11 protein-coding genes are annotated in these 14,186 nt (G+C 45.9%); 2 read left to right on the top strand and 9 right to left on the bottom strand.

Annotated features, from left to right (window positions below):
* Positions 1 to 32 precede the first annotated feature (32 nt).
* The 5 genes from thiQ to mpl form a co-directional block, all read right to left on the bottom strand.
* Positions 33 to 737: a thiamine ABC transporter ATP-binding protein gene (thiQ, locus tag QMY49_RS13095; RefSeq protein WP_283311920.1), complete on the bottom strand. Its 705-nt coding sequence runs from the start codon at positions 735 to 737 to the stop codon at positions 33 to 35.
* Positions 737 to 2,323 carry a thiamine/thiamine pyrophosphate ABC transporter permease ThiP gene (gene thiP, locus QMY49_RS13100; RefSeq protein ID WP_283311922.1) on the bottom strand — a complete coding sequence of 529 codons (1,587 nt, stop codon included), beginning with the start codon at positions 2,321 to 2,323 and terminating at the stop codon, positions 737 to 739. Before thiP ends, thiQ begins: the two co-directional genes overlap by 1 nt.
* A 14-nt stretch (positions 2,324 to 2,337) precedes the next feature.
* The gene (thiB, locus tag QMY49_RS13105; RefSeq protein WP_050937100.1) at positions 2,338 to 3,330 is read right to left on the bottom strand and encodes a thiamine ABC transporter substrate binding subunit; all 993 of its coding nucleotides are present in this window, start codon (positions 3,328 to 3,330) and stop codon (positions 2,338 to 2,340) included.
* A gap of 251 nt (positions 3,331 to 3,581) precedes the next feature.
* Complete coding sequence (locus QMY49_RS13110) at positions 3,582 to 4,220, bottom strand: flavin prenyltransferase UbiX (protein ID WP_182878383.1); 639 nt, start codon at positions 4,218 to 4,220, stop codon at positions 3,582 to 3,584.
* Positions 4,220 to 5,578: a UDP-N-acetylmuramate:L-alanyl-gamma-D-glutamyl-meso-diaminopimelate ligase gene (gene mpl, locus QMY49_RS13115; protein WP_283311928.1), complete on the bottom strand. Its 1,359-nt coding sequence runs from the start codon at positions 5,576 to 5,578 to the stop codon at positions 4,220 to 4,222. Before mpl ends, QMY49_RS13110 begins: the two co-directional genes overlap by 1 nt.
* Positions 5,579 to 5,892: 314 nt before the next feature.
* Between mpl and fbp the strand changes: the two genes are divergently transcribed.
* Together fbp and ppa are read left to right on the top strand one after the other, a co-directional pair.
* On the top strand, positions 5,893 to 6,909 hold the full coding sequence (gene fbp / locus QMY49_RS13120) for a class 1 fructose-bisphosphatase (RefSeq protein ID WP_005450509.1): 1,017 nt from the start codon (positions 5,893 to 5,895) through the stop codon (positions 6,907 to 6,909).
* A gap of 125 nt (positions 6,910 to 7,034) precedes the next feature.
* Positions 7,035 to 7,565: an inorganic diphosphatase gene (gene ppa / locus QMY49_RS13125; RefSeq protein WP_009698861.1), complete on the top strand. Its 531-nt coding sequence runs from the start codon at positions 7,035 to 7,037 to the stop codon at positions 7,563 to 7,565.
* 63 nt (positions 7,566 to 7,628) lie between these two features.
* On the opposite strand, the gene QMY49_RS13130 is transcribed toward ppa, so the two are convergent.
* The 4 genes from QMY49_RS13130 to tamA all read right to left on the bottom strand — a co-directional run bounded on the left by QMY49_RS13130 (position 7,629) and on the right by tamA (position 14,111).
* A complete protein-coding gene (locus QMY49_RS13130) occupies positions 7,629 to 7,988 on the bottom strand; it encodes a DUF2799 domain-containing protein (protein WP_005450511.1) in 360 nt (119 codons plus the stop codon).
* Positions 7,989 to 8,111: 123 nt separating this feature from the next.
* Positions 8,112 to 8,459 carry a gamma-glutamylcyclotransferase family protein gene (locus tag QMY49_RS13135; protein ID WP_005450512.1) on the bottom strand — a complete coding sequence of 116 codons (348 nt, stop codon included), beginning with the start codon at positions 8,457 to 8,459 and terminating at the stop codon, positions 8,112 to 8,114.
* Positions 8,460 to 8,487: 28 nt separating this feature from the next.
* The gene (gene tamB, locus QMY49_RS13140) at positions 8,488 to 12,402 is read right to left on the bottom strand and encodes an autotransporter assembly complex protein TamB (protein ID WP_283311933.1); all 3,915 of its coding nucleotides are present in this window, start codon (positions 12,400 to 12,402) and stop codon (positions 8,488 to 8,490) included.
* Positions 12,399 to 14,111, bottom strand: coding sequence for an autotransporter assembly complex protein TamA (gene tamA, locus QMY49_RS13145; RefSeq protein WP_009698863.1), 1,713 nt, complete (start codon positions 14,109 to 14,111; stop codon positions 12,399 to 12,401). The genes tamB and tamA overlap by 4 nt, the downstream gene beginning before the upstream one ends.
* Between the last annotated feature and the right edge of the window lie 75 nt (positions 14,112 to 14,186).

Consider the following 14,186-nt stretch of genomic DNA (forward strand, 5'->3'; position numbering starts at 1 on the left):
CTCGCATCAACCTTTTTTCTGTCTTGGGCTAATTATCTCGCTGCTTTAACAAAAGCCTTCAATGCTTCGCTGCAATGTTGAGCATTGAGTTCGCGAATTTTACCCGACGCTTCTACCTGACCACCAGCAACAAAAGCAAAGTGGCTGGCGATGGCTCTGGCATCACTCAAATGGTGCGTGACCATCAATACCGTAATGCCGCGTTCAGCAGCCAACTGTTTAACCAGTGTCAGCATCTCTTCACGCAGCACTGGGTCTAGTGCAGAAAAAGGTTCGTCGAGTAACCACATTGGATGCGGTTGAACAAAACAACGCGCAAGAGCAACACGCTGGCGTTGACCGCCAGAAAGATGTTCAGGTAAACGGTCCAGATACTCAGCAACACCCACTTGCATTGCCGCTTGCTCCACAAGAAGCTTTTGGTCTGTCGTGAGCTTTAACCCCGGATGCAAACCCAAACCGATGTTGTCTCTTACTGAAAGATGAGCGAACAGATTGTGTTCTTGAAACAACATTGAAAACGGACGCAGATACGGATCTTTACTCACGATAGACTCACCATCAACCAAGATATCGCCTAGGTCAGGATTAATGAATCCAGCAACCAAAGCGAGCAACGTTGATTTACCTGCACCGCTCGGTCCCATCAGCGACACGATTTGTCCGCGTTTAATCTCTAAATCAAAGCGAAATAGCTCACGTTGATAGGTGTACTGAACATCATCCAACACTAACATTATGCTTTCCCCTTTGTTTTTAATACTTTTTCAATCACAGCAAAGCAGCCTACGCTGAGTAATAGCAAGGTAACCGACACAACCGCTGCTGCATCCATTTGATAACTGCCCAGTAGTTGGAATAAATACAGCGGTAAGGTTCTAAATTCTTGCCCGCCAAACAAGGCGATCGCACTTAAGTCACCAATCGCAAACATAAAGCTGATAGCAAAAGCATGTGCAAACGGCTTACGCAGTGCTTGCCACTCCACGACTTTAAATCGTTGCCAACCACGCATACCTAAGCTGGCACACACGTACTGATATTGCTGCTCAATGTGCAACATGGGTTGAGATAAAGTTTTAATGACATAAGGCAATGCCATCAAGCCATTAACCAAAATAACGACAAAAAACGCTAAGCTGAATACATCGGTAAACGATCGTAGTAACAGGAACAATCCCGTACTGATCACCAATCCCGGCGTTACTAAGATAATGGTTCCGATAAGCTCGATTTGGTCGGCGCGAGTGTTTTTGCACTGCAATCGCCAACGTCGGCTGGTCAGTAAAATCGACACGCCAGCAGCAACAGCAAGAGAGCTAGCGAGAACAGCGACTTTGATTGAATTAAGCAACGCGGACCAAAAACGCTCATCGGTCAATACCGTCCCAACTTGTTGGTTGATCCCACTGAACACCACCATCAAAAGTGGCGGTATTACTAGTAAAAAGGCACCTATGATCCAAAAGCTATCCCAAGCTTTTGACCACCTATAATCCTTCGTTAAATATTGCTGTACTGATGTACTGCCAGCGCTTACTGATACTGGCTTCGTCAACTTCTGTACGCCAATTGCTAACAAGCCACATAACAGCATTTGCCATAGTGCCAAAAGTGCCCCTGCCTGCAGATCAAAATCGAACTTAATTGCCTGATAAATGGCAAGCTCAATAGTGGTCGATTTCGGTCCTCCACCCAGCGCCATCACGGTGGCAAAGCTGGTAAAGCAAAGCATGAACACTAAGCCGCTTACGTGTGGTAATTGCTGCCTTAGGCGTGACCATTCTACCCAGCGGAATTTGTCCCAATGGCTCATTCCAAGGTGCGCGCACAGTTTATGTTGCTCTGCGGGGATCGACTCTAATGCTTGTAAAAGTAGGCGCGCCGCATAGGGCATATTGAAGAACACATGCGCAAGTAAAATTCCGTTCAGACCATAGATGGAAAACGGCAGCTCAGCGTCGATACTTTTTAGCCATTGAGCCAATAAGCCGCTATTACCGTAAATCGCCAATAAGCCAAATACACCGACCAACACAGGCAGAACTAAGGTAGACGCAAACAACTTTAATAGTAGAGACTTACCATAGAACTTACGTCGAGAAAGCGCGTGCGCCACAGGGATCGCCAAACCGACACTCAAAATCGTAGAGAGGAAAGCTTGGTAGAAGCTGAACTTGGTGACGTGCTGATAGTATGGATCTCCCCACACTATAGACACATCAAGAGAAGGCGCTTGGACAATCAAAGCACCTAGGGCAGAAATAACAAAGGTCGCGATAATCATCGCGACCCCTAACCCTATTTTCGGAACAGAATTCAAAAGTAGAACCTATTTTAGAACGTCAATGCGCTTTGCCATTCACGAATCCAAGTCTTGCGCATTTTTGCTACTTCGTCTGCACTGAAGCTCAATGGTTTACTTGGTACGCTTAAGGTTTCAAAGCCTTTTGGTAATTCAACGTCAGTCACTGGGTACATCCAGTTGCCTGTTGGCATTGCCGATTGGAACTCATCACTCAAGATGAAATTCATAAACTCATCAGCAAGTTCCGCATTCTTTGAGCCTTTAACCTTAGCCGCTACTTCTACTTGCATGTAGTGACCTTCAGAAAAATCTGCGCTCGCATATTTCGCATCATCTTCTGCAATCAAATGGTAAGCGGGAGAAGTCGTGTAAGACAGCACGAGATCGGACTCACCGTTCAAAAACATCGAGTAAGCTTCTGACCAGCCTTTCGTAACCGTAACTGTTTTCGTTGCCAGTTGCTTCCACGCTTGAGTCGCATCATCGCCGTAGATGGACTTCATCCACAGCATCAAACCTTGACCCGGCGTCGAAGTACGAGGGTCTTGGTAAATCACTTTCAGATCATCACGCTCTTCCACTAGCTCTTTCATGCTTTTTGGAGGATTCGCCAACTTATCCTTGTTGTACACAAACGCAAAGTAGCCGTAATCGTACGGTACGAAGGTCTTATCATCCCAACCATTAGGCAAGGTCGTCTTCGATGTATCAACATTGTGCTCAGCCAGAAGCCCAGTCTTTTTCGCTTCCGCCATCAGGTTGTTATCCAAACCTAACACGATATCCGCTTTGCTATTGTTTCCTTCCAAGCGAAGGCGGTTAAGGATTGAAACACCGTCATCCAGAGCAACGAAATTAACGTCGCAACCGCATTTGGCTTCGAACGCTTTTTCAACTTTAGGACCAGGTCCCCAATCGGCAGCGAAAGAGTCGTAAGTGTAGACAGTTAGGGTGTTTTCAGCGGCAAACGCTGAAGTAGAAGTGATGGCTGCAAGGGCAATCAGACTAAGAGTGGTTTTCACTGCTCGCTCTCCATTTGCATTAGTAAACATGAGTTGAGCGGCACAGGGTTGAGGCGGTATCTAGGACTTCCAATATCCAGACTCAATTCCTACGCCAGCATTATCTGGTTCAGGTAATACGGGTCCCTGTTTGCTCAACAACGTTAAGCGATTAGGTCTCAGCACCCAATGGTATTGATAAGGTCAATGCCAAATGGGTTTGCTCCCCGATGAGTTGGATGGATTGTAAAGGTCTTTTATTGATTACACAATCAACGTTGGTCATAACCCCAACGTGGCACCAAGCCTTGCTCAATGCCCAAGTGATCAAGAATTCTCGCCACCATAAAATCCACTAAGTCTTCAATACTCTTTGGTTGATGATAAAAACCAGGAGCCGCAGGCATAATGGTGACGCCCATCTGAGAGAGCTTGTGCATGTTTTCAAGATGCAGCGTAGAGAAAGGCGTTTCACGCACCACAAGTAATAACTGTCCGCGCTCTTTCATTACCACATCCGCAGCGCGTTCAATCAAGTTATCCGACATGCCATGTGCAATGGCCGCGACACTCCCCGCAGAACATGGGCACACTACCATTTGCTTTGGTGCAGCAGAGCCCGATGCTACCGGAGAGAACCAATCGTCTTTGCCACAAACGGTGATGTTATCTGGATTGCAGTTGAGATGCTCAACTAACGCCTTTTGCGCCGATTCAGGGCCACTTGGCAATTTCAGGTCATGTTCGGTCGCCATTACAACTCGCGCAGCCGAAGAGATCAGCACATACACGTGATAATCCGCGGCAATCAAGCATTCAAGAAGACGAAGCCCATACGGAGCACCAGAGGCGCCCGTTAGTGCTAATGTGATGGCTTTTTTAGGGGTTACTTTTTGCTGCATAGATGTCATTAAGCTTTTTGTTTCAGTTGTTCTAGAAGCTTGCCGTGGATACCACCAAAGCCACCGTTACTCATTACGAGGATTTGATCACCCGGCTGCGCTTGCTCTACGATTTTTGCGACAAAGCTGTCCATCTCTGCGTCAACAAAAGCAGGTTGTTTACACTGGTCTGCAATCTCTTGTACCGACCAATCAATGTTGTCTGGTTGGAAGAGGAACACCTCATCAGCATTGTGCAATGAAGCCGCCAAAGTATTTTTGTGAACGCCGCGCTTCATCGTCGCAGAGCGAGGCTCTAAAACGGCAAGGATACGTTTTTCGCCAACCTTGTTACGTAAACCGCCCAATGTCAGTTCAATCGCCGTTGGATGATGAGCAAAATCATCATAAACCGTCACGCCTTGCTCTTCTCCTTTGAGCTCCAAGCGACGTTTGGTGTTAATAAAGCGACCGAGAGCCTGACAAGCCAGTTCTGGTGCAACACCAACATGACGTGCAGCTGCGATGGCCATCAAAGCGTTATCCACGTTGTGGTCACCAACAAGCTCCCAATCTACGACGCCTACTTTCTCGCCTTGCAGCGACACTTCAAATTTCGAGCCATCAACAACCAGTTTGTGTGCTTGCCAATCACCATCGACACCAGAGAACTGCTTTTCTGTCCAACAACCACGCTCGATCACATCTTGCAGCGACTGATCTTGCTTCGGAGCCAAGATCAAACCGTTCCCCGGAACAGTACGCACCAAATGATGGAATTGACGCTTTATCGCCTCTAGATCGTCAAAGATGTCTGCATGATCGAACTCAAGATTATTCATGATCAGTGTGCGTGGGTGGTAATGAACAAACTTAGATCGTTTGTCGAAAAAAGCACTGTCATATTCGTCTGCTTCGACGACGAAGAACATGCTTTCACCCAAGCGAGCTGACACACCGAAGTTACCTAACACACCACCAACAAGAAAACCTGGTTGGTAACCGCAATCTTCTAAGATCCACGCCAACATACTTGAAGTGGTGGTTTTACCATGGGTACCCGATACCGCTAGAACCCAGCGATCGTGCAATAAGAACTCTTGTAACCATTGTGGGCCAGAGGTGTAACGCATATTGGTATTCAGCACATGCTCAACACATGGGTTACCACGGCTCATCGCGTTACCAATCACCACAAGATCTGGTTGAGGGTCAAGTTGAGAAGGGTCAAATCCTTCAATAATTTCAATACCTTGAGACTCCAACAGGGTACTCATTGGTGGATAAACATTGGCATCCGAACCCGTCACTTTATGACCTAGCTGACGCGCTAAAATTGCCGCACCGCCCATAAACGTGCCGCAGATACCCAAGATATGAATGTGCATAAACTTAACCTTGTAATGCGTTCTTTAATCCTTTCATTATCGTGATAACCACCAGAAAAGCGAGAGCCTTTCGCTGTGTTCTTGCAGTCTCTTTCACAAATCTGACAGGGCTTAGCACTGACTGACCAAGCATTAACCAAGTGACAGACTTCTTATGCAATAAGACAAATAAATTGAGATCTCAGTCGGTTACTTCATTACCATTAATAAGATCCACGTCATAAACTTACATCTAGCGCAATCGTTTAACATCCATAAAGAGATGACCCCATTGCGCGACACCCCCAACGAAATGAAAAATGTAAGGATAAACCATGTCAGGACTGCGCACCCTAGGCGAATTCATTGTTGAGAAACAAGCGGATTTCCCCCACGCTAGCGGTGATCTTTCATCTCTCTTAGCTTCCATTCGTTTAGCTGCAAAAATTGTTAACCGTGAAATTAACGCGGCAGGTCTTGGTGATATCACCGGCGCTGTAGGTACGGAAAACGTACAAGGCGAAGATCAGCAAAAGCTTGATGTATACGCGAACGACAAGTTCAAAGCAGCACTCGAAGCACGTGACCAAGTGTGTGGCGTTGCAAGTGAAGAAGAAGATGAAGCGGTTGCGTTCAACAAAGAACTCAACCAAAACGCAAAGTACGTTGTACTAATGGACCCACTCGATGGCTCATCAAACATCGATGTGAACGTATCAGTCGGTACGATTTTCTCTATTTACCGTCGAGTTTCTCCTATTGGTACCCCGCCAACAGAAGAAGACTTCCTACAGCCTGGTCACAAACAAGTGGCGGCGGGCTACGTGATTTACGGCTCATCTACTATGTTGGTTTACACCACTGGTAATGGCGTAAACGGCTTCACTTACGACCCATCGATTGGCAGCTTCTGTCTTTCTCATGAAAACATGATGATCCCAGAAGACGGCAACATCTACTCGATCAACGAAGGTAACTACATCCGCTTCCCGCAGGGCGTGAAGAAGTACATCAAGTACTGTCAGGAGAATGTGCCTGAAGATGGTCGCCCATACACATCTCGCTACATCGGCTCACTGGTGGCTGACTTCCATCGTAACCTGCTTAAAGGCGGCATTTACTTGTACCCAAGCACGCAAAGCCACCCTCAAGGCAAACTACGTCTGTTGTACGAGTGCAACCCAATGGCATTCTTAATTGAGCAAGCTGGCGGTCTGGCATCTGACGGTGTAAACCGCATTATGGATTTGAAACCGACCGAACTGCATCAACGTGTGCCTTTCTTTGTGGGTTCAAAGAACATGGTCAACAAAGTCGAAGAGTTTCTTGAGCTGAATCGCGAAGAAGACTAATTTCAGACCTTTGTCCAACGCGGCAGGTGTTTACCTGCCGCGTTTTTGTCGTTAAAGTGAACTGCGTAAATGTTAGCCAGATTAAGCCTATCAATGCTTAATCCTCAATGAAAAGGAATATTCAAATGAGCTTAAACAACGTACCAGCAGGTAAATCTTTGCCTGAAGATATCTATGTCGTTATTGAAATCCCAGCTAATGCGGATCCAATCAAATACGAAGTAGATAAAGACACTGGTGCTGTATTTGTCGACCGTTTCATGTCTGCGCCAATGTTCTACCCATGTAACTACGGCTACGTGAACAACACCCTTTCTCTAGATGGCGACCCAGTGGACGTACTGGTTCCGACCCCTTACCCATTAATGCCAGGTTCTGTGATTCGCTGCCGTCCAGTCGGTGTATTGAAGATGACGGATGAATCCGGTGAAGATGCGAAAGTCTTCGCTGTACCGCACTCTAAAATCTCAAAAGAGTACGAAGGCATTCAAGATGTTGACGATATTCCAGAGCTACTCAAAGCCCAAATCACACAGTTTTTTGAACGTTACAAAGAGCTTGAAGCAGGTAAGTGGGTGAAAGTGGATGGTTGGGCAGATGTGGCTGCCGCAAAAGCAGAAATCCTAGAATCTTACGAGCGTGCGCAAAACAAGTAATTGCGAACGCCAGAAAGCAAAAGAGCTGCAAATTAGCAGCTCTTTTTTGTTATATCGTTTTGACTAATATTCGCCAGCGGTAGAAGTTCGACCCGATTCATAATTTTGTTTGAAAAACGGGTCAATATCATCACAAATGCCAAAGTAAGGCATATCTCGTACGCCAAGCATATAAGCACTTTGCTCACAGTACTCTTTTTTACCTTCTTGGTAACCAGATTGATAAGCCATGATCAATTCCGGTGTAGCACGATTTGTATCATCAAGCTTGACGATGCGGTCTTCCGATAATTCAATCAGACCATCGAGAGCAGATTGCTTACCGAAGTCCTGCCAATCTGTTACGTTCACTGAATCTGGTAACCTTGTTTGCGCACAAGCGGTGAGAAAAAGCAGCATGGCGCCGATGATGATGGATCTCATAAGTTCTCCTTGAGCTTATACAAAAGACCGTCGGAAACTCACTTTCATACCCCTTTATCGAGTACTCATTCGACAGTCATACACTTTCACTACAAATGCTTACGCGTACTCGCGGAGTATGGTTCACACTCTCTGACACCAATCACCAGATGCAATCTCTTCACTCAACTGCTCAGTGTCTTGATACAAGTAGATCCAAGCTTGGCCAAAAGGTGTAGTAATGCTTTCTCGACGATACTCAACCGGTACGTCTTCTAACTTATCAAGTTCCTGCAGCGTGTCATTATCAATCAAATAAACTTCGCCCTGTATCGCATTTTGTCCGACCGACAAAGCCGGGTAAGGACCTAAATCATACAGAGCGAATTGGGCATCTGTTTCATGGTGACCAAGAAACTCAGCAGTGCTTAAAAAGTGATGATTGCACTCTCCTTTGCGCAAAGTTCCATACACAAACACTAAATGTTGCATAACCGCTCCTTCTGCTTACAAGCTAAGTTTAGTTGAATTCGAATTGATAGAGCAGGTCAACAGCACTATCAACACCTGAAACTGCCTCTAGGTACAAGTCTTTCATCAAACGATAACGCACTGTGAACTCACCTAATGAGGTAAAGATACCCACACCATATTTCACCTGTAAACCAGGAAGAATATAGCCGCTCACCGTTACTTGAGAGTCGTCACCTGAACCTGCAGTATCCAGTTGCAGATCTTGTACGCCAAAGGCTTCGCCGATTTCACCTACGACTTTACCGCTCTTAGCTAAACTCAAGCCAATAAGGGTCGTCGTCATCGCATTACCGCCCGATTCTGCATCGATATCTTGACCTCGCAACAGGTAAGAAAGTGCATTCGCTTGCGGCATTGCCGGATCAGAGAAGATTTCCACCGTAGGATCACTTGCAGGACCAGTCACACGTACACCCGCTGTCACATCATCTTGCGTGTTGTCCGGATTACGAATCGCTTTGATCGAGACATAAGGCTGATCCGCTGGTCCATTCATCATGATCTTACCTTCTTGGATGACCAAGTCTTGCCCAAATGAGCGATAAGAACCGTCAATGATGTTTACCTCACCGACAATAAACGGACCTTTGTCTTTTTGCGTCACGTTGAGGTTACCTTGCAAGTCACCTTTTAGACCAAACGCAGACAACTGGAAATCATCGCCGATTTTGATGTTAATGTTGGTTTCAACGTTAAACGGCAACGCTTGCTCACCATCAACAGGCTGCATGTCTTTGTTCAAAATAACTGTGTCGCTTGAAACACCAACCGCACTTGGTGGCAGTTCATCAATTAAGATACGTCCCCAAGGTAGATTAATACTGCCTTCGACCTTGGCAAGTTGAGGCGTCACATCAATAGTCATATCCGGTTTGACTTTGATTCTCACCATCGGTGGCATATCCACTTTAAGCTCTTCAGCGAACACACGAGCCTTAGTGTGCCAATTTTCTAGGTCACGCCAATCAGCATCGCCTTTAATCTCTAGCTTGCCATCTGGCGTAATGATCCCAGCATCTAAATCAGCTTGATGACCTTTAAAGTTAATCGCCACTTGTCCTGAATTGATATCAATTGGCGTGACTTCACCTTGCAGTTTCATTTGATCAATCAAGAACTGACCATTCACCTTTGGATGCATCACATCACCAGATAGAGCAAGGTCAGTGTTCATGTTGGCTTTAAACAGGCTGTATTCGCCAATCAGGGGCGCTAAAAAGTCCAAGTGGAATGTCGATAGCGACACCTTACCGTCAATCGTCGGCTTCTCGGACGACACATCATTCAAGGCGACTTTACCAGACAAATCACCGTTATTCGTTACATCAAGCAACCACTCAGCATCTAGCTTGTCTTGCGCCAACTTGGCTTTAAAACTCACACTTTCCCAACCGACTTTCACTGGTTGTTCTAGCGTTTGTTCTACCTGACCTTTTGGCATATCGACATTCACCGTGACTTCCGGTTTCATGTCTGGCGCCCATTTCGCGAAAGCATTCGCGTTCACAGAACCTTGCAGTTTGGTTTCTGGCGGTAAGAATTGTTTGATTTGGTCGAAGTCAAAGTTAGTGATGGCTAACTTCGCTTCACCGCTTTTACCAACGCTGATGTCTTCACTTAAACACACGCTTGATTTTGACTGTAACCAACAGTGTGCTTGCACATTAGCAATCTGCTTGTCGATGTTCACTTTGACTGCCGTCGACTTTTGCAATGCCCAAGGACCTTGAGGCGTGCTCAGCGTTAAGCGGCGTAGTGCACCATCCCAAATCATTTCTGGCTTTTGCTTAAAGGTGCCTTCGATCTCTAAACTGCTCGAAACAACGTCTGAAACCACGTCGAGTGTCAGTTGGTGTAGCTTTTCATCGCCACTCACTTCCAAATCTGCACTGTCAATTTTAATGTCGTCGTAAGTGATGTTCTTCGCAATTAGGCTAACATCGGCTTTTGGCGCAGGCAGTGGTGTAACATCCCCTTTTAGAGTGATGGTTTCCACCTTGGCTTGCTGCTGCCAATTCAACTGGTTCAGCGCGAGATCTAAATTAATGTCCGGCTGTTTCAAACTGCCGCGAAGAGCAACCGTACCATTCATCTTACCAGCAAGATCCGGTACGCTTTTCGCAAAATCAGGGAAATTAACATCAACATCCATCAAGATTTGTTTGTCGATTTTACCCTTTGCTCGCAAAGAGTTGGGACCATGTGACAAAGCTAAACCTTGCGTGTTCAATTGAATATCTTCACCTTTACCGTTCTTATCTGAGGCTTCTAATTGACCTTCGATATGCAAAGGGTAGCCACGTAAAATACCGTCAATATCCAATTTAGGCAGACTCACTTGCCAGCCACCTTGTGCGGTTAATGACCCCGACGTCGACAAGCTACCACTGATATCGCCTTCCGCTTCTTCCCACTGTAAGCCCGGTTGAATATTTTTTAAGTTCAGATCGGCTTGCCAGTTGATAGGTGCAGCCCAATTCGCCATGACTTTACCTGCAAGCTCACCACCCAGCGTTTTGACAACTAAGCTGTCTAAGTCAATCTGTTCTAAAGTACCTTTACCGTTTAACGCCACATCAACTGCTGGAATATCTTTACCAGACGCCTTAGTTTCCAAGGCAACCGTGTAACCTTGTAAAGAGCCTTTCGCTGCAAGACTTGGGACCGATACTTGGTAATCACTCTTACCACTCAATGGCCATTGCGCCTCAACATCTTTCAATTTGATATCAAACGGCAACTCGGACTTAAGGGGTTGAATTTGACCCTGAATCTTGGCTTTCACCAAATCAGATAACGTGGCATCCAGTGATAAATCGCCAACCGAGCCAGATGCCGTCAGTGATAATTTCTGACCTTTTACATCCGCTTGTTTAACCAATGCGTCAATTTGGGCTTGAATTGGGTAGTCACCTGATAATGTCACTTGAGTGCTTAACTGCCCTTTCACTTCCGGCATGTCAAGCTGAAGGGTTTTGACATCGACTTGGTCACCACCCGCTTTGACTTCTAACCCTAAATGATGAACGATAACCGGTGTGTCGCCAGCCAACTTAAAGTCATGAATATCGAGGCGCTGTGCTTCAATAGTGAGCGGAATCCAGACTTCAGGTAGAGCGATACCATTTGATTCAGGCTTAACGTCTAACTTCTGTTCATCAGACTTTGAACCTTTGTTAACAGCAACATTTTCTGCACCTTGCTGTGATGGCTTTTTAGACGCGTCTGAATTGAGCGATGTTGACGACTGGACTTCCGCGTCTTGCTCAACTTGAGCTTGATGGTTCGTTTTCGTGTCTTGAACTGGCGGCTGTTCCACACCCTCTTCACTTGGTGCAAGTGCCACATTAATGGTTTTCAATGCCGTAGGGGCAATCACCAAACGATCACCTTGCATTGATAATGCGGTTGAAAAATCTTGCCAATCAATCTTATTCCCCAAGATATTCAGATTGATATCATTAAAGCTGACTTTATTGACAAAAATAGGCACTGGCGTACTGATAGAGCGCAATGGTGGCGTTTCTTCTTCAGGCTCGTCAGATGCCGGAGGGAGCTCTGGCATCTGAAAGTTCACCCCTTTCAGTGCCAACTCATCGACACACACTTTCGGATCGAAGAAGCAACGGAAGTTGATAGCAAGCGTTACGCTTTCAACCTTAGCATCGACATGTAAGGATTCATCGACAAAGCTGACGTTACGTAAAGCAAAACGCGGAAAAAGCGAACCTTGAACTTCTTCCACTTTGAGTTGCGGTAAGGCTTTCTCTGCCCCCCACAGCGCAAGTTTTAAACCCGGATGGGTGAAAAGCAATGTGCCAACAAAAACCGTCAGCAGCAATAATAAACTCAGCAGACCGATTGAGAGCCATTTCGTCCACTTCAGAGTTGTTTTGATCATAGTTCAGGTCCCAACGAGAAGTGAATGCGGAATTCTGGATCAGGCTCGGAGTCGAGCCCCCAAGCAAAGTCAAAGCTCACCGGACCAACCGGTGACGCCCAGCGGATACCAACACCCGCACCTGCCTTCCATTCTGGGGTTTCATTAAATGCATCACCAATATCGTAGAAAGCAGCGCCCCACCAGTTGCCGTAGACACGGTATTGATATTCAAGGGTGCTGGTCACCATATACTTAGCACCCGTCAATGCACCACTGGCATCTTTTGGTGAAATAGACTCATAGCCATAACCACGAATGTTGTTATCACCACCAGCAAAGAAACGTAGTGATGGCGATAGTTTTTCAAATTCATCCGTAATGTTGGCACCGCCCTCTAAACGGAACAAACCACGGTGGTTTTGGCCAATACCGCGAATCCAAGATGTGCGTCCTAACAAGCGCAGTACTCGTGTTTCTGATAGCAAAGCAGTATCGCCATATTCAACGGTCACACTCTGCTTATCCCCCCACATTGGCATATTGCCACCACGGGTTCGGGTTCGAGAAAAAGAAGCACCAGGCAAGACAAATTGCACACCATCTTCTTGCAAACCTTGCGAGAAGTTTTCGTACAGGTGGCGAACATACAAAGTCTTATGCCAACCACCGTCGGTGATCCAGTGGCGTTCTACCGCAAGATTCGATTCCAAACTTTCGGTATCTCGGTTATCAAGATGCTTGAGACCAAACTGCAATTGGTAGTATTCGTGTAGAACGTCATCAAGAGGGATTTTGTAGCCTGCTGTGATAGTTTGTTCAGGCTTGGAAAGAGAAAGAGCAGTATCAAAACTATGACCGCGTGCGCTTACCCACGGTTTTTTCCATTTCAGCGTACCGCGAACACCCGTGTCGGTCGAATAACCAATACCAGTCTCAAGTTGGTTTTTCGCTGCGGGGGCAAGTGAGACTTTGATTGGCAGCTCGCGACCATCGTCTAGCTTACTTAAATCTGGCTCAACAAATACTGACGAAAACCAATCGGTATTAGACAGGTTTTGGTTGTATTCCCCAACTTCTGAAACCAAATAAGGTTCACCAGTTTTAAATGGACGCAGAGACTCAACACGGTCTTCCCAAATCTGACTTCCAAAAATCTCCACCGAACCAAAGTGATAACGAATACCACTGTCATAATGAAGACGCACATTCGCTTCGTTAAGTTCGGGAACAACCTCAAGACGGCTTAAAGTGAAATCTCCATTAAAGTAACCACGTTGCAACGCTAAATTACGAATACTTGATTTCAAGCTGTCGTATTCACCTTGATTTAAGATGCGTCCTACCTTCAATGGTGATTTTTCAAGAAGCTTAACGAATGCTTCGTCTTGGTTTGCCTCACCTGAAATCACCACATCCATCAGTTTCACCCTTACAGGCTCACCCGGTTGGACATTGACGATCAATTCATCATTATCTTTCGTAATAGTGTATGAAATTTTCGCATGATAATAGCCGAGCGCATTGAGCGCTTCAGTGATACTTTGTTCCAATCGCGCCTGAAAACGCAGAGACGTGGAATAATCGTCTTCAGGAATGGAAGACAAATAAGCGTTCACATTATCTTCTAGCGCACCATCGATCCCTTTAATTTTTAAGGAAACATCGGCATAAGCGCTATGAGAAAAGGCAAGTAGGCTGACAATGATCGGAGTAGCTTTTCTTATCATGCTTTTTAGCTGGACGAGGTTAAATAAACGTAAACAATAATAACGCCAAATAAAGGCTAAGTCTGTAATATTAAT

This window comes from Vibrio harveyi (assembly GCF_030060435.1).
Classification (GTDB): domain Bacteria; phylum Pseudomonadota; class Gammaproteobacteria; order Enterobacterales; family Vibrionaceae; genus Vibrio; species Vibrio harveyi.

Bases quoted from the DNA above. Each gene is read 5' to 3' on its own strand.
- tamB (WP_283311933.1), bottom strand. From the start codon at position 12,402: ATGATCAAAACAACTCTGAAGTGGACGAAATGGCTCTCAATCGGTCTG.
- QMY49_RS13130 (WP_005450511.1), bottom strand. From the start codon at position 7,988: ATGAGATCCATCATCATCGGCGCCATGCTGCTTTTTCTCACCGCTTGT.
- mpl (WP_283311928.1), bottom strand. From the start codon at position 5,578: ATGCACATTCATATCTTGGGTATCTGCGGCACGTTTATGGGCGGTGCG.
- QMY49_RS13110 (WP_182878383.1), bottom strand. From the start codon at position 4,220: ATGACATCTATGCAGCAAAAAGTAACCCCTAAAAAAGCCATCACATTA.
- QMY49_RS13135 (WP_005450512.1), bottom strand. From the start codon at position 8,459: ATGCAACATTTAGTGTTTGTGTATGGAACTTTGCGCAAAGGAGAGTGC.
- ppa (WP_009698861.1), top strand. From the start codon at position 7,035: ATGAGCTTAAACAACGTACCAGCAGGTAAATCTTTGCCTGAAGATATC.
- thiQ (WP_283311920.1), bottom strand. From the start codon at position 737: ATGTTAGTGTTGGATGATGTTCAGTACACCTATCAACGTGAGCTATTT.
- tamA (WP_009698863.1), bottom strand. From the start codon at position 14,111: ATGATAAGAAAAGCTACTCCGATCATTGTCAGCCTACTTGCCTTTTCT.
- fbp (WP_005450509.1), top strand. From the start codon at position 5,893: ATGTCAGGACTGCGCACCCTAGGCGAATTCATTGTTGAGAAACAAGCG.